This is a genomic window from Arthrobacter sp. B6, from assembly GCF_001663775.1.
Lineage (GTDB): Bacteria > Actinomycetota > Actinomycetes > Actinomycetales > Micrococcaceae > Arthrobacter.
On record NZ_KV467169.1, the window covers coordinates 379241 to 394001 of the forward strand.

Annotated in this window: 15 protein-coding genes, 1 tRNA gene and 1 other RNA gene; 8 read left to right on the forward strand and 9 right to left on the reverse strand. The window is 64.2% G+C overall.

Annotation, left to right across the window (positions count from 1 at the left end):
• Window positions 1-108 precede the first annotated feature (108 nt).
• Entirely contained in the window at window positions 109-804 is a 696-nt protein-coding gene (locus tag AU175_RS16385) for a DNA alkylation repair protein (protein WP_066292052.1), read from the forward strand.
• Here AU175_RS16385 and mptB read toward each other — a convergent pair.
• Window positions 787-2340 (reverse strand): polyprenol phosphomannose-dependent alpha 1,6 mannosyltransferase MptB, encoded by a 1554-nt coding sequence (gene mptB / locus AU175_RS16390; RefSeq protein ID WP_197497160.1) that lies wholly within the window; start codon window positions 2338-2340, stop codon window positions 787-789. The genes AU175_RS16385 and mptB overlap by 18 nt on opposite strands.
• 155 nt (window positions 2341-2495) lie before the next feature.
• On the opposite strand from mptB, the gene orn reads away from it, so the two are divergent.
• The 3 genes from orn (at window position 2496) to def (ending at window position 4039) form a co-directional block, all read left to right on the forward strand.
• A complete protein-coding gene (gene orn / locus AU175_RS16395; protein ID WP_082979257.1) occupies window positions 2496-3146 on the forward strand; it encodes an oligoribonuclease in 651 nt (216 codons plus the stop codon).
• A 130-nt stretch (window positions 3147-3276) separates the two neighbouring features.
• A tRNA-His gene (locus AU175_RS16400) sits at window positions 3277-3349 on the forward strand.
• A gap of 117 nt (window positions 3350-3466) precedes the next feature.
• Window positions 3467-4039 (forward strand): peptide deformylase, encoded by a 573-nt coding sequence (gene def / locus AU175_RS16405; RefSeq protein WP_066292056.1) that lies wholly within the window; start codon window positions 3467-3469, stop codon window positions 4037-4039.
• Window positions 4040-4054: 15 nt separating this feature from the next.
• Here the strand turns inward: def and AU175_RS16410 are convergent, their stop codons facing one another.
• The 4 genes from AU175_RS16410 to rnpB form a co-directional block, all read right to left on the reverse strand.
• Complete coding sequence (locus AU175_RS16410) at window positions 4055-4852, reverse strand: HNH endonuclease family protein (protein ID WP_066292063.1); 798 nt, start codon at window positions 4850-4852, stop codon at window positions 4055-4057.
• 111 nt (window positions 4853-4963) lie between these two features.
• A complete protein-coding gene (locus AU175_RS16415) occupies window positions 4964-5167 on the reverse strand; it encodes a hypothetical protein (RefSeq protein ID WP_066292068.1) in 204 nt (67 codons plus the stop codon).
• A gap of 70 nt (window positions 5168-5237) precedes the next feature.
• Entirely contained in the window at window positions 5238-6716 is a 1479-nt protein-coding gene (locus AU175_RS16420) for a glyceraldehyde-3-phosphate dehydrogenase (protein WP_082979258.1), read from the reverse strand.
• 258 nt (window positions 6717-6974) lie between these two features.
• Window positions 6975-7366: RNase P RNA component class A (gene rnpB, locus AU175_RS16425), an RNA gene on the reverse strand.
• 58 nt (window positions 7367-7424) lie between these two features.
• Between rnpB and AU175_RS16430 the strand changes: the two genes are divergently transcribed.
• Entirely contained in the window at window positions 7425-8189 is a 765-nt protein-coding gene (locus AU175_RS16430) for a YaaA family protein (RefSeq protein ID WP_066292074.1), read from the forward strand.
• A gap of 44 nt (window positions 8190-8233) precedes the next feature.
• On the opposite strand, the gene AU175_RS16435 is transcribed toward AU175_RS16430, so the two are convergent.
• Both AU175_RS16435 and AU175_RS16440 read right to left on the reverse strand, forming a co-directional pair.
• Window positions 8234-8989: a zinc ribbon domain-containing protein gene (locus AU175_RS16435; protein ID WP_066292076.1), complete on the reverse strand. Its 756-nt coding sequence runs from the start codon at window positions 8987-8989 to the stop codon at window positions 8234-8236.
• Window positions 8990-9087: 98 nt separating this feature from the next.
• Window positions 9088-10011, reverse strand: a complete 924-nt coding sequence (locus AU175_RS16440; protein ID WP_066292078.1) for a Nif3-like dinuclear metal center hexameric protein — start codon at window positions 10009-10011, stop codon at window positions 9088-9090.
• 99 nt (window positions 10012-10110) lie between these two features.
• Between AU175_RS16440 and msrA the strand changes: the two genes are divergently transcribed.
• From msrA to epsC, 3 genes are all read left to right on the forward strand, one after another.
• Window positions 10111-10635 carry a peptide-methionine (S)-S-oxide reductase MsrA gene (gene msrA / locus AU175_RS16445; protein ID WP_066292081.1) on the forward strand — a complete coding sequence of 175 codons (525 nt, stop codon included), beginning with the start codon at window positions 10111-10113 and terminating at the stop codon, window positions 10633-10635.
• Window positions 10636-10700: 65 nt separating this feature from the next.
• On the forward strand, window positions 10701-11636 hold the full coding sequence (gene cysK / locus AU175_RS16450) for a cysteine synthase A (protein ID WP_066292084.1): 936 nt from the start codon (window positions 10701-10703) through the stop codon (window positions 11634-11636).
• 39 nt (window positions 11637-11675) lie between these two features.
• Entirely contained in the window at window positions 11676-12260 is a 585-nt protein-coding gene (epsC, locus tag AU175_RS16455; protein ID WP_066292091.1) for a serine O-acetyltransferase EpsC, read from the forward strand.
• 3 nt (window positions 12261-12263) lie between these two features.
• On the opposite strand, the gene AU175_RS16460 is transcribed toward epsC, so the two are convergent.
• Both AU175_RS16460 and gndA read right to left on the reverse strand, forming a co-directional pair.
• The gene (locus AU175_RS16460; RefSeq protein WP_066292093.1) at window positions 12264-13100 is read right to left on the reverse strand and encodes an oxidoreductase; all 837 of its coding nucleotides are present in this window, start codon (window positions 13098-13100) and stop codon (window positions 12264-12266) included.
• A 144-nt stretch (window positions 13101-13244) separates the two neighbouring features.
• Window positions 13245-14681 carry an NADP-dependent phosphogluconate dehydrogenase gene (gene gndA / locus AU175_RS16465; RefSeq protein WP_066292096.1) on the reverse strand — a complete coding sequence of 479 codons (1437 nt, stop codon included), beginning with the start codon at window positions 14679-14681 and terminating at the stop codon, window positions 13245-13247.
• Between the last annotated feature and the right edge of the window lie 80 nt (window positions 14682-14761).

The following is a 14761-nucleotide window of genomic DNA, read 5'->3' on the forward strand; positions in this document are numbered from 1 at the left end:
ATGGATCCTCTGCGTTCCAGCTGGTTGTTAGCGCTAACCAGACTACTGTATCGAGCGGGTGATCACGCCTCCTGTTACGGCACGGCCTTGGCTGGCTAGTGTTGCAGCATGGTTAACCGTGAGGTGCTTGACACGATCCGGGCGGCTTTGGAGGAACGGGCCGACGCCGAACGCGGGGCCGGGGCGCAGGCTTACATGAAATCGTCCATCCCGTCGCTGGGGGTCCGGGTGCCTGAGGTCCGGAGGGTGACGATGGCTGCGGCCGCTGCCCACCCTTTCGCATCCCTGGAGCAGTTGCGGGCAACGGTGCTGGAGCTCTGGCGCGACGCCAAGGTCCGGGAGGAACGCTACGCGGCCATAGACCTCACCGGCCTGAAGATGGCGGCCGCGGACCTGGCGATGCTTCCGGTGTACGAGGAAATCATCAGGACCGGCGCCTGGTGGGATCTTGTCGATGGCGTGGCGGACCGGATCTGCGCCCTCCTCCAGGCGCACCGGCCGGTCATGACCGGGGTTGTGGGCGAGTGGAGCCGGGACGGGGACTTCTGGATCAGGCGGGCGGCCATCACTGCCCAGCTCAAGGCCAAGGCCCATACTGACCGCAGGCTGCTTCGCGAAGTCATTGATGCCAATCTGGCGGATCCGGAATTCTTTATCCGGAAGGCAATTGGCTGGGCCTTGCGCGAATTTGGCAAAACGGATCCGGAGTGGGTCCGGATTTTCGTCGAGGAGCAGGGTGAACGCCTGAGCCCCCTGTCCCGCCGGGAAGCGGTCCGGAACCTTCCCCTAGATGACGGGGCGTGAGGTGACCGGCTGGTCCGATTTACTGAACAGGTGCTTGGTGCGGGGGTCCAGGAAGATCAGGTACAGGGCGAACATCAGCGCGATGATGGCGGCAGCGTTCCGTGCCAGGGCCAGCGCAAGGCCCAGGTCCTCCGTCTGCAGGTACGGGAAGACCTCCAGCTGGTCCGAAATGGCGTAGACCATAAAGAAGGAAACGATGAAGTAGAGGGCTTTGACCTGCCAGTCGTCCCGGATGCCGGTGACGGCGAACAACGGGATCAGCCAGACCACGTACCAGGACTGGATCATGGGAGCCAGCAGGACGATGGCGGCAAATGCCAGCGTCAGCCGCCGCATGAGCCGGTCGTGGTCTCTCTTGAAGATCTGCCAGGCGACGATGCCTACAGCCAGCAGCTTCCCGGCGTCGTACACCCACTTGGCGAGGCCCCAGCCGTCGAGGCTGAACGCGTTGGCGATGGAGGCCACGACCAGGCCCATCAGGCCGATCGGGGCGTACCAGATCCAGATGCTGCCGGGAGCTGAGAGTCCGTTGATCCAGCCGAAACCGAAGCCGTTGACCCTGCTCATGGCGAACAGGAGTCCCACGCTCAGGCCGGCAGTGAGTCCCCAATACAGGAACTTCCGTGGCCAGCCCGCGTCCTTACCGGCCCAGAGCAGGCCGATGAAAGGCAGGAAGACGATGGTGATCGGTTTGACCGATATGGACAGCGTGACCAGGACAATGCCCAGCACCACCCGCCGCGTGGCGCAGTAGTACAGGCCAGCCAGGGCCAGCCCGATCATGAGGGCGTCGTTGTGCACGCTTGCAATGAAGTTAGTCAGGAAGAGCGGGTTGGCTGCGGTGAGCCACAGGGCCCGGTGCGGGTTGACTCCATGGAGGTCCGCCAACTTAGGGACGTAGATGATGCACAGCACGATGCCCACCAGTGCGGCCAGCCGGAACAGCATGACGCTGGCTTCCGGGTGCACATTGGTGGACCAGACCACGAACTGCTCAATCCAAAGGAACAGCTGGCCGTACGGAACCGGCGCCTCGGTCCACATTTTGTCGGCACCGAGCTGGAAGTAATTGGACAGCGCCGAGATGCCGTTTTCGTAGGGGTTGAAGCCCTCCACCATCAGCCGGCCCTGGCCGATGTACGCGTACACGTCCCGGCTGAACAGCGGAACGGTGAACATCATGGGCAGGCCCCACGCCACCACTGCCTGCAGGGTCGCCTTACGCGCCCCGGGGCCCCACACCCGGACACGTTGGCCCAGCCGGAGCCATGCGCGGACCAGGAGCATGCCGCCCACGGCCAGGAGGATGATGGACAGTGCAACGCCGATGGCCTCGGTGCGCATCCAGATGAAGAGCGGCATCCGCCGCAGTTCCGAAACGGGAGCAAGCCAGCCGACACCCAGCGAGCCGATCATCATAAAAACCGAACCGATGAAGCCCGCGATCAGTGGAGACCGTGCATTATCAACCTCGGGCTCTGGCCGTTTGAAGATCGTGGCGGCCTTTTCCCCCGCTGCAGGCACAGGCGCCGTCATCTCAGGATTGTCCAATCTGTTGCTTTGCGCGCTTCAACCCGGCGGGCCCCCACAGGACCGCCCGGGGCATGGTACAACGACGTAAAACTCACCGCCGCGTTTCCGAAATCCTAGCATCGGACGGCTCGGACATGGCTAAACGGTAGGCTTGTCAAGTGCCTATATCTAATGAACGCATCGTCTGGATCGACTGCGAAATGACCGGCCTGGACATCAAGCACGACGCCCTGATCGAGGTCGCTGCCTTGGTGACGGACTCGGAACTGAACATCCTGGGCGACGGAGTGGATGTGGTGATCAAGCCCGACGACGCCGCGCTGGCCCAGATGAATGACTTCGTCCGCGACATGCATACAAGGTCCGGGCTCCTGAAGGAACTGCCGCACGGCAAGACCATGGCCGAGGCAGAGGCCGCTGTCATGGAATACATCGAAAAGTGGGTCCCGGACCCCCGCAAGGCGCCGCTGGGCGGCAACTCCGTGGGCACCGACCGTGTCTTCCTGTCCCGGGACATGCCGGCAGTGGTGGAGCACCTGCATTACCGCGTGATCGATGTGAGCACCATCAAGGAGCTGTCACGCCGGTGGTTCGCCCGGGCCTATTTCCAGTCCCCTGCAAAGAAGGGCGGCCACCGCGCCCTCGGAGACATCAAAGACTCCATCGACGAACTCCGCTACTACCGCGAAGCAGTGTTCGTCCCGGCCCCGGGCCCGGACAGCGCAACGGCACAGAGCATCTCCAAGCGCATTGCGGCCGGTGCCGACGCCGCCGCTTCGGACGCGGATGCAACGGTCCAGGGGAAGTAATCTGCACCACCTTTTCTTCGATTTTTCGCCCAAAACCAGAAAAGTGGCAAAAGCACCCCCGAACAGCAGGTAAGCTATTTGAGTTGCCTTTCCAGACAGCCGGTTAGCCGGAAGACCTGAACGGCACATGGTGGGCTTAGCTCAGTTGGCAGAGCGCCTGGTTGTGGTCCAGGAGGTCGCGGGTTCAACCCCCGTAGCTCACCCTCACGGAATGGTTCTAGCAGCCGTCCAAAAATGGAGGCCGTACCGGATATCCGGTGCGGCCTCCTTTTTTTGCCACAATTGCCGGCGTGACGCCGCAACCCGAAGGACCGCCTGACATGACAGTTATGCCAATCACCATCTGGGGGGAGCCGGTGCTGCACCGCCGGGCTTCCGAGGTTGAGGTGTTCGACGACGAACTCCGGACCCTGATTGCCGACATGTTCGAAACCAACGACGCCGCGAACGGCGTCGGGCTCGCGGCTCCGCAGGTAGGGGTAGGCAAGCGGATCTTCGTCTACAAGTTTGCCAACGAAGACGGCGCTCCCCCCAGCGGAGTCCTGGTCAACCCTGTCCTGACCCTGTCCAAAATTTCCGGCGCCCTTCCCGATCCTGATGAGGAAGAGGAGGGCTGCCTGTCCTTCCCGGGCGGCCAGTACCCGTTGAAGCGCGCCGAATGGGCCCGTGTGCGGGGCTTCGACGGCCACGGGCAACCGGTCGAATTCGAGGCTACGGGATGGTTCGCCCGGGTGATCCAGCACGAATACGATCATCTGGACGGAAAGCTCTACGTCAACCGGCTGATGGACCGTTATGCGCGCAAGGCGATGAAGCAGGCCAAGAAAAGCGGCTGGGGCGTCCCGGGCCTGACCTGGATGCCCGGCGTCGACCCGGATCCTTTCGGCCACTAGGCAGGCTGGCGGGCGTCAGCCCGCAGACACAGTCAACTGGCCCGGGCAGCTGTCCAGGACCCGCTTCATCGCATCCTTCTCCGGCTCTGTGACCCAGAGCCCATACGCCGCCTTCACCGAGATCTGCCGGGCAACGTAGTGGCAGCGGAAGGCTTTGTTCCTCGGCAGCCAGGTTGCGGCGTCACCGGCACTTTTCTGCTGGTTCGCCGGTCCGTCCGCGGCAATAAGGTTTACGGGATCGTTGGCCAGGCTCTGGCGCTGCCGGGGAGTCAGTTGCTGCGCACCCTTCTGCCAGGCGTCGCCCAGGGCCACCACATGATCGATCTGGACAGCCTTGCTGCTTTCCTGGCCGCGCCGGAAGTCCACCCACTGTCCCGTGTAGGGCTCGTGGAAGCTGCCGGCGGCCACCCGGCATTTTGAGCCTTCAGTGAATGTCACGCCGGTAAGGTCACGGCGGAGGATGTCGTTGCGGGTGTCACATCCGTTCCGGTCCACGTCCAGCCACGCCTGTCCAAAAGCTTCGCGCTCGTAGGTGCCGCTCGGTGCCCGCCCTTTGACCGGCAGCCCGTCCAGGGCGGCCCGCGCGCCTCCTTGCGGGACCGCGTGGACCTGCGCCACGGGCTTCATCCAGCCGGCGTCGTAGACCGGTGCCTCCGTAGGCCCTGTGATCGCCGGTTCGGTTGCGGCAAACTGGCCGGCCGTAAAGAACCACAGCACTGCCGCCGCGGCGGAGATGGCCAGGACCGTGATCAGCGCCCACGCCTGCCTGGAGCGTCGGCGTGCCCTTCGGTAGGCGGACCAGCTGACGGTCATGGGCGTCCTGCCCTTCCGGAAACGTAGTGCACCAGAAGAGCCTAGGCCACCGCCCTGATACCGGGACCGATATCCACAGTGTTGGGGAGAGGTGGCGGTCCGGGATGGTTGTTATTGCTCCCGGGTCACCCTCTTGAGATCTTCCGCAGCTATGTGCAGGAGCTCTTCGAGCTGGCGCACTCGCTCCTCGCTGATGTCTCCCGCCTTGTAGGCGGCCTGGGCGTCTTCCAGGAGCCGGATGGCCTGTTTGTGATTGGCCTTTGCAACGTCCAGGGCGTGTTCAAGGGTGGTGTCGTGAAGAGTTTCGTTATTCATGCCACCAGTGTGGTCCCGTTTCCCGGCTGATTCCAGAGAACCAGCCGGGAAATTGCACGGGAGGGCCGAATCAGACGGCGATGGCCGCCAGCGCCGCGGCGGGTTCCTTGGCAGGGAACGACGGCGGGTTGACGCCGGCCATTTCCTCCATGACCCGGACCACCTGGCAGCTGTAGCCGAACTCGTTGTCGTACCAGACGTAAAGGACCAGGTTCTTCTCGTTCGAGATCGTCGCAAGGCCGTCAACGATGCCGGCACGGCGGGAACCGACGAAGTCGGTGGAAACAACCTCGGGTGAATCGATGTAGTCGATCTGCTTGCGCAGGTCCGAGTGCAGCGACATCTCCCGCAGGTAGTTGTTGACCTCGTCCTTGGTGGTCCCGTTCTCCAGGCTGAGGTTGAGGATCGCCAGGGAGACGTCAGGGGTGGGCACGCGGATGGAGCTGCCGGTGAGCTTACCGAGCAGCTCGGGCAGTGCCTTTGCCACGGCCTTGGCGGCACCGGTCTCGGTGATGACCATGTTCAGGGCGGCGGAGCGGCCGCGGCGGTCACCCTTGTGGAAGTTGTCAATAAGGTTCTGGTCGTTGGTGAAGGAGTGGACGGTCTCCACGTGGCCGTGGACCACGCCGAACTTGTCATTGATGGCCTTCAGGACCGGGGTGATGGCGTTCGTTGTGCAGGAAGCGGCGGAAACGATGGTGTCCGAGTCCTGGATGGTGCCGTGGTTGATGCCGTGCACAATGTTCTTCAGCTCGCCCTTGCCGGGCGCGGTCAGGAGAACACGGGAAACACCCTTGCTCTGCAGGTGCTGGGACAGGCCCTCTGCGTCGCGCCAGCGGCCGGTGTTGTCCACCACGAGCGCATCACGGATGCCGTAGGTGGTGTAGTCGATCGTGGCGGGGTTGTCCGAGTAGATGACCTGGACCTGGACACCGTTGGCGGTGATGGTGTTGGCGTCCTCGTCCACGCGGATCGTGCCTTCGAAGGAGCCGTGGACGGAGTCGCGGCGCAGGAGGCTGGCACGCTTGGAGAGGTCCTTGTCGGAGCCGCGGCGCACCACGATGGCGCGCAGGCGGAGGCCGTGGCCGCCGCCCGCCTTTTCGATGAGCAGGCGGGCCAGGAGGCGGCCGATCCGGCCGAAGCCGTAGAGCACAACGTCGGTGCTGGTGCGGTCGTCGGCGCCGCGCTTGCCTACTACCTCGGCAAGTTCGGCGCGGAGGAACTCTTCCAGGGTGACGCCGTCGCCCTCTGCCTTGAACTTCTGGTTCAGGCGGGCAATATCGATCGCTGCCGCGCCCAGCTCCAGGCCGGCGAGCGCATTCAGCAGCGGGGCCGTTTCCTCCAGCAGCAGCTCATCCTTGCTCATGCGGCGGGCGAAACGGTGCGCCTTCAGGATGTTCATGGTGGACTTGTTGATCAGGCTGCGGCCGTGGATGCTGGTCACCACGTTGTTTTCGCGGTACAGCCGGCCGATCACCGGAATCATGGCCTCGGCCAGGGCCTCCCGGCCCATCCACGTATCAAGACAAGAATCTGACGTCTGGCTCACAGAACTACCTTCCTTGGGTCAACCACATACGTCCTCGTACGCGGAGGGCGGCCGCCGGAGGTATTCCGGGGCGCAAGCGTCGGCGGGGATTCGGTCCTCCCCGGACATTTTGGAGAAGCGCAAAGAAAAGCCACCGGCTGCGAACGCAGACCCGGCGGCAGAACTTCTACGTTCGCTCTCCATTCTAAGCCGGTGGGGGGCCCTGAACGGACCCGGCGGGCGTGAAGTCACTCACATGCCCGGCCGGTTGAAGATATGTGGATGGGTTGACCGATACGCCGGGTTCTGTGCTCCCGTGCCGTTACCAGCGCGGGAGTAGCGGCCATCCATCTACGGACGCCGTTGCCGACGCCCTCCAGCGGCCTACCCGGACACTCGGGCGGGCAGCCCTCAAACGTGTCCTGTCTGGCCTTGCTCCGGGTGGGGTTTACCTAGCCTTCCCGGTCACCCGGGAAGCTGGTGGTCTCTTACACCACCGTTTCACCCTTACCTGTTTCGTGCCGCTTTCAAACCGGCGCGATACAGGCGGTCTGTTCTCTGTGGCACTGGCCTGCGGGTTACCCCGAGTGGGCGTTACCCACCACCCTGCCCTGCGGAGCCCGGACGTTCCTCGAGCCACTTGCGTGACGCGCGGCCGCCTGGTCAACCCATCCGGCGTCCATTCTACCGTCGGAAGTAGGCGCCGGAAGTCGCCGGTAGGATCGTACGGTGCTGATTCTGCTTCCCCCCTCCGAAGGCAAGACCCCCGCAGTTCGTGGATCCGCCGTCGACTGGCCCTCCCTCAGCTTCCCGGCACTCAACACGTACCGGGCCAAAGTGCTTGAGGCGCTGGGAACCGTGAGCGCCCACGATGATGCCCTGGCACTCCTGGGCGTCGGGTCATCGCTGAAGGACGACGTCGATCGCAACACCCGGCTGCACGCGGAACCGGCGGCTCCTGCCCACCAGATCTATTCCGGAGTGCTGTACGACGCCCTCGGTTACAACTCCCTGACGCCGGCGCAACGCCGAAAGGCCGACGATTCAGTGCTGGTGGTTTCCGCGCTGTGGGGAGCCATCCGTTTCGCCGACCGGGTGCCCGCCTACCGGCTGTCGATGGGAACGGCACTGCCCGACGTCGGCCGCCTCGCCTCTTTCTGGAAGCCGCAGCTGGCGGAGGCCCTCACAGAGGCCTCTTCCGGGCATCTGCTGGTGGACTGCCGCTCCAGCACCTACTCGGCGGCGTGGGCCCCGCCGCCGCAGCAGACCGTGGCCGTCAACGTTTTCACTGAGGTGGGCGGCGTGCGCAAGGTGGTGAGCCACTTCGCGAAGCACACCCGCGGGGAACTGGCGCGGCACCTGCTGGTCCGCCGAGGCAACGCCCCGCAGACGCCGTTGCAATTGCTGAAGGCGGCCGGCGAGAAGTGGGAAGCGGAGTTGGTTGACGGTACAGCCCGTAAGCCGCACGCCCTGAACATCATCCTGCCCAACTAGGTCGCAGCAGATGTCCTTATGAGCCCTCAAAAGAGCATCTGCTGCTACCCAGTTGGGGAGGGTGCGTTCCACTCGGCGGAGCGCACCAGGATGGCACCCGAGTCCGGGCAGAACACAATGTCGTCCTCGGCTGCTGCCTTGATCTCGGCAAGGTCGCCGGGGCTCAGCTTCATTCCTGAGGCTTCGGACGTTCCGTGGAACAGCCGTGCGGCGCCCACCCCACGCTTGGCCAGCGTTTTCTCGTAAACAGCCAGCAGCCCGCTGTCGAGGCTGGCGGCGAATTCAGCGCGTTTGCTACGAACCTCGCGGGCTTCGGCGTCCACTTTGGCCAGTGCCTCGTCGAGTTCGGCGCGGATTCCGCCGAAGGAGCCTTGGATGTTGTCCACAATCAGCTGCTGGGCCGCCTGCTTGGCACGGAGCAGGTCCAGCCGCTCCAAGACTTCCAGCTCCACATCCTCGAGGTCCGAGCGGCGCTTGTTCAGCGACGCGATGTCCTTCTGCAGGGCCACGAGGTCCTTGGACAGCCCCGTTCCGCTGTTGAGCCTGGCTTCGTCGCGCTCAATGCGGGAGGCGACCTGTTCGACGTCGGCCTCTGCCCGCTTCAGCTCGGCCTCTGCGTCATGGACGGCCACCTTGGCGGCACCGAGCTCGCCGTTGGCGACCGATAGGGCGGACTGGAGGTCGGTGATCCGGGGATCAGTGTCCAATGCACGGCGCCGGTTGGCGAGCGACTTCAGCTTGGCGTCGAGTCCCTGCAATTCGAGCAACTTCAACTGTTCCGCCGGTGCTGCCTTAGCCACTGTTACCTCCGCTTGATCCCACCGGCCGAAGCCGGGCACCGAACCGGCGCTCTATAGACTCTAGCGCCTGGCCTGCTCCCCTGCCTCGCAAACCAGGCTTAGCCCGGAGTCAGTATGAAGTCCCATGGATCGCTGTTGGTGGTGCTCACTTGGATCTCCACGTCATGGCCCTGGTCGGAGAGCACATTGCCGAGCGCGGACGCGGCGGCAGGCAACCACAGCCATTCGCTCGCGAAGTGGGAGACGTCGATGAGGTAGGGCCGGCCGTCCACGGCGGCTTCCCTGGCCTCTGACGCCGGGTGGTGCCGGAGGTCCGCCGTGACGAAGACATCCGCATTGCTGGCCAGCACCTCATTGAACAGCGAATCGCCCGCGCCGCCGCAGACCGCGATCCGGCGAACCAGGCCGTCTTTGTCGCCGGAGACGCGCACTCCCCCGGCCACGGAGGGCAGGATGCCGAAAACCCGTGCGGCGAAGTCCCCGAGGCTCATCACGTCAGCCAGCTGACCCACCCGCCCGATGCCCTCTTCGGGCAGGCCGTTGCTGGCGAGCGTCAGGGGTGCAACCTCTTCCAGCCCCAGTGCGTCTGCCAAAACGTCTGAGACACCGCCGACGGCGGAATCACCGTTGGTATGGACGGTCAGCAGTGCGGTTCCGGATTCGATCAGCCGGTGGATTGCCTTGCCTTTAGCCGTAGTGGCCGCCACCGAGGTCACACCCTTGAGGAGCAGCGGATGGTGGGTGATGAGCAGCTCCGCTCCCCACTCCACAGCTTCTTCGATGACTTCCAGCGTGGGATCGACGGCAAACATGATTCGTGTGATGGGAGCGGACGGCCGGCCTGCCACCAGGCCCACCTCATCCCAGCTCTCGGCCAGGGATTCGGGCCACAATTCCTCTACTGCCAGCAACACCTGCCCCAGCGTGGGCGGGACCGTCTCGTCTGCCGCAGGGGCTTCCTCCCGGGAGGTGCCGTCGTCGTGCGGTTCCGCATCTGCAACGCCGCTGTCTACAGGTTCCATAGTCTCAGTTTTACCCCATTCGGCGCCCTGTCCTGCATGTGTCACCGTCCCGCAGGGTTGTCGGGGAATCATTCGGGGCGCCCAACCATTGAAGAGGTCATGAAAACTTTTGTACTTGGCGGCGGCTGCTTCTGGTGCCTTGACGCCGTCTACCAAAAAACCAAGGGCGTCAGTTCAGTGGTTTCCGGCTACACCGGCGGCCACGATCCGAATCCCGACTACTACTCTGTCTGCGACGGGGGTACGGGGCATGCCGAGGTGGTGGCAGTGACCTTTGACGAGGACGTGATCCCCGCTGAGATCATCCTGGACATGTTCTTCGCGCTGCACGATCCGACAACGCTCAACCGGCAGGGATACGACGTCGGCACGCAGTACCGCTCGTCCATGTTCTACGAAACCACCGAGGAGAAGATCCTGTTCGAGGAAGCCATCGAACGCAACCAGGCGCTGTGGTCGCACCCGATCGTCACCGAGGTCAGCCGCCTGCCCCGGTTCCACGTGGCGGAGGACTTCCACCAGGATTACTACGCCAAGCACCCCGAGCAGGGGTACTGCCAGGTGATCATCAACCCCAAGCTGGCCAAGGCCAGGAAATATTACTCTGCATGGCTTAATGCTTAGCAACGGTTGCGCCGCCCTCGTTAGGCTGACCTCAGCATTCACACTTGAGAGATAGGCGTATCTACATGGCACGGATCTATGACGACGTAACGCAGCTGGTTGGCGGCACTCCGCTGGTCCGACTGAACCGGCTGAGCGAAGGCCTGGGTGCCACTGTTGCCGTCAAGCTTGAGTTCTACAACCCGGCCAACAGCGTCAAGGACCGCATCGGAGTGGCCATTGTTGACGCGGCGGAGAAGTCCGGCGCCCTCAAGCCCGGCGGGACCATCGTTGAGGGTACGTCCGGAAACACCGGGATCGCACTGGCCATGGTTGGTGCCGCCCGCGGTTACAAGGTCATCCTGACCATGCCGGAAACCATGTCAACGGAACGCCGCGTCATGCTCCGTGCGTTCGGTGCCGAAATTGTCCTGACCCCCGGCTCCGAAGGCATGCGCGGCGCCGTGGAGAAGGCACAGGAAATCGTTGCCAACACGGAGAACTCCATCTGGGCCCAGCAGTTCGCCAACGAGGCCAACCCTGAGATCCACCGCAGCACCACGGCTGAGGAAATCTGGTCCGACACCGACGGCAAGGTGGACATCTTCGTCTCCGGCATCGGCACCGGCGGCACCATCACCGGCGTCGGCCAGGTCCTGAAGGAACGCAAGCCCGAGGTACAGATCGTCGCCATCGAGCCGAAGGACTCCGCCATCCTGAACGGCGGCGCTCCCGGACCGCACAAGATCCAGGGCATCGGCGCCAACTTCGTGCCGGAAATCCTGGACACCAACGTATACGACGAGGTCCTGGACGCCACCCTGGAGGACTCCGTGCGCGTCGCCCGTGAGCTCGGCATCAAGGAAGGCATCCTCGGCGGCATCTCCTCCGGCGCCATCGTCTGGGGCGCACTGGAACTGGCCAAGCGCCCCGAGAACGCCGGCAAGCTGATCGTCGCCGTCGTCTGCGACTTCGGCGAGCGTTACATCTCCACCGTGCTCTATGACGACATCCGCGGCTGATTAGTCCGTTCTCCGGCCGTTTCCTGTAGAAAGAACTTTGTGGCCTTTTTCGCAAGACTGAAGGAAGACCTCGACGCCGCCCGGTCCCACGACCCGGCGGCTCGAGGTTCTTTTGAGAACTTTTTCGCCTATTCAGGGCTCCACGCCATCTGGATCCACCGGCTGACGCACCAGATGTGGGAGAACCCGGCCCTGCGCTTCCCGGCGCGGCTCGTGTCCCAGTTGGGCCGTTTCCTGACCGGGATCGAAATCCACCCAGGCGCCACCATCGGCCGCCGGTTCTTCATTGACCACGGCATGGGCGTCGTTATCGGCGAGACCGCCGAAATCGGCGAGGACGTGATGATGTATCACGGTGTGACGCTTGGCGGCCGCTCGCTGGCCAAGGTCAAGCGGCACCCCACCATCGGGGACAGGGTCACCATCGGGGCAGGAGCCAAGATCCTGGGGCCCATCACCATTGGTCGGGACAGCGCCGTCGGTGCCAACGCCGTTGTGGTGAAGGACGCCCCGCCGGAATCGATCGTTACCGGGGTGCCGGCCAAGTGGCGCCACAGGGATGCCCAGCGTGAAACCACTCCCGCTGTCGATCCGGCCGAGTACGACATCGAATACCGCATCTGAGGCTCACCGGGCGGCCACCCGCTTGAGCACGAGCATGACCACCGGGTCGAACAGCCGGTCCGGCAGGATCCTCCTCAGTGCCAGAATGGCCCGGGCGCCGCGCCCCACCGGGTAGCGGGTCCGGGGCCGTGCGGAACTGGCCGCGTGCAGCACCGCGTCGGCGATGACCTCCGGCAGCGTAGACGTCTCCGCCCTGTCCGTCGAGGCCAGCGTGGCCGCCATTTCCCGCGCCTGCCGGGCGTAGGGTCCTTTCCCGCTGGTTGCCAACAGGCCTTCGGCCGCAATTCCTCCCCATTCGGAAATGGTGCTGGCCGGTTCAATGATGGAGACGCTGATGCCGTGCGGCTTCAGCTCAAGCCGCAACGCATCGCTCATCCCCTCCACGGCGAACTTCGTGCCGTGGTACCAGGCGCCGAGCGGCTCATAGAACTTCCCGCCGATGGACGAGACATTGATGATCCGCCCCCGGCCGGCCTTCCGCATCGCAGGCAGCACAAGTTGCGTCATCCTCGCCAGGCCGAAGACATTGACCTCGAACTGCCGGCGCCCTTCGGCCAGGTCAACTTCTTCCAATGCGCCGAAGGAGCCGTACCCGGCGTTGTTCACCAGCACATCTATCCGCCCATGCTCCGCCAATACACGTCCGACGGCGGCGCGCATGGATGCCTCGTCCGTCACGTCCAGCGACAGGACCTGGACCCCGAGGGCCTTCAGCGGTTCCATCCGGTCAACGCGGCGAGCCCCCGCATAGACCGTGAAGCCGTTACTGCTGAGTTTCCTGGCCGCTTCGAAGCCGATCCCGGTCGAGGCTCCGGTGACGAATGCTACTGGCTTGGCCATGCTGGACTCCCTCGCTGGGCGGATACCGCAGTTGCCGTCGGAACAGCACCGGCCGGCAGCTCCCAGAGTAGCGGGGAACTGCCGGCCGGCGTTGTCTCAGGACTGTGCTGTCCCAGTACTGTGCTGTAAGGCGTTAGCCGATGGCTAGTGCGTGTCTACAGCTTCAATCTCGGACTTGTCTTCGCCCCACAGGGTGTGGAAGGTGCCCTCGGCGTCAACACGGCCGTAGGTGTGGGCTCCGAAGAGGTCGCGCTGGCCCTGGATCAGGGCGGCGGCGACGCGCTTGCGGCGCAGGCCGTCGTAGTACGCGAGCGAGGACGAGAAGACCGGCACGGGAATGCCCAGCTGGACGGCTGTGGCGACCACCCGGCGCCACGCGGGCAGGACCTCGGCGATGGCCTTGGTGAAGGCCGGTGCGAACAGCAGGTTGGCCGGCTTCTCTTCTGCGGCGTAAGCCTTGGTGATGTCTTTGAGCAGCTCAGCGCGGATGATGCAGCCTGCACGCCACAGGGAGGCAATCTCGTCCAGCTTGAGATCCCAGCCATATTCCTTGGCGGCGGACGTCAGCATGTCCAGGCCCTGGGCATAGGAGACCAGCTTGGAGGCGTACAGCGCCTGGCGGACGTCCTCGACAAAGGTGTCGGGGATTTCCACGGAGGCTTCCTCGCCGGCCAGCAGTTCCTGGCCGAGCCTGCGCTGTTCAGCCTGGGAGGAGAGGGCGCGGGCGAACACGGACTCGGCGATTCCGGAGACCGGGGAACCGAGTTCAAGGGCGGAAATGACCGTCCAGCGTCCGGTACCCTTCTGACCTGCAGCATCAACCACGACATCAACGAACGGTTTGCCCGTCTTGGCGTCAACGTGGCCCAGGACCTCGGCGGAGATTTCAATCAGGAAGGACGACAGGTCCCCCTTGTTCCACTCGGTGAAGATCTTGGCCTGCTCGGCCGGCTCGATGCCTGCACCCGAGCGGAGGAGGTCGAATGCTTCACCGATAACCTGCATGTCGGCGTATTCGATGCCGTTGTGGACCATCTTGACGAAGTGGCCGGCGCCGTCGGTGCCAATCCAGGCGCAGCAGGGCTCGCCGTCGACCTTGGCGGAAATCTTCTCCAGCAGCGGGCCGAGGGCGTCATAGGACTCTTTCGAGCCGCCCGGCATAATCGACGGACCGTTCAGGGCGCCTTCTTCACCGCCGGACACGCCGACGCCCACGAAGTGCAGGTCCTTCTTGGCCAGCGCGGCTTCGCGGCGGCGGGTGTCCTCGTAGTGCGAGTTGCCGGCGTCGATGATGATGTCGCCGGCTTCCAGCAGGGGCTCCAGCTGCTCGATGACCGAGTCGACCGGTTTGCCGGCCTTGACCATGATCAGTACGCGGCGCGGCTTCTCCAGCGAGTCAACCAGTTCCTGCAGGGTCTCGGTCCGGACGAAGTCGCCGTCCGTGCCGTGCTTTTCCAGCAGTGCGTCAGTCTTTTCTACCGACCGGTTGTGCAGGGCAACGGTAAAGCCATTCCGGGCCAGGTTACGCGCCAGGTTGGCTCCCATCACCGCAAGGCCGGTGACACCGATGTGTGCTGACATCAAAAACTCCAATTCATTTCTGTGCAATGGATGTGCAAGGTGGCCCCGCATGGGCTGCGGAGCGAGCAGTTACGAACCAA

Excerpts from the sequence above, each read along its gene's own strand:
- AU175_RS16385 (WP_066292052.1), top strand. The coding sequence starts at position 109 with ATGGTTAACCGTGAGGTGCTTGACACGATCCGGGCGGCTTTGGAGGAA.
- mptB (WP_197497160.1), bottom strand. The coding sequence starts at position 2,340 with ATGACGGCGCCTGTGCCTGCAGCGGGGGAAAAGGCCGCCACGATCTTC.
- def (WP_066292056.1), top strand. The coding sequence starts at position 3,467 with ATGACAGTTATGCCAATCACCATCTGGGGGGAGCCGGTGCTGCACCGC.
- AU175_RS16410 (WP_066292063.1), bottom strand. The coding sequence starts at position 4,852 with ATGACCGTCAGCTGGTCCGCCTACCGAAGGGCACGCCGACGCTCCAGG.
- AU175_RS16415 (WP_066292068.1), bottom strand. The coding sequence starts at position 5,167 with ATGAATAACGAAACTCTTCACGACACCACCCTTGAACACGCCCTGGAC.
- AU175_RS16440 (WP_066292078.1), bottom strand. The coding sequence starts at position 10,011 with ATGGAACCTGTAGACAGCGGCGTTGCAGATGCGGAACCGCACGACGAC.
- msrA (WP_066292081.1), top strand. The coding sequence starts at position 10,111 with ATGAAAACTTTTGTACTTGGCGGCGGCTGCTTCTGGTGCCTTGACGCC.
- cysK (WP_066292084.1), top strand. The coding sequence starts at position 10,701 with ATGGCACGGATCTATGACGACGTAACGCAGCTGGTTGGCGGCACTCCG.
- AU175_RS16460 (WP_066292093.1), bottom strand. The coding sequence starts at position 13,100 with ATGGCCAAGCCAGTAGCATTCGTCACCGGAGCCTCGACCGGGATCGGC.
- gndA (WP_066292096.1), bottom strand. The coding sequence starts at position 14,681 with ATGTCAGCACACATCGGTGTCACCGGCCTTGCGGTGATGGGAGCCAAC.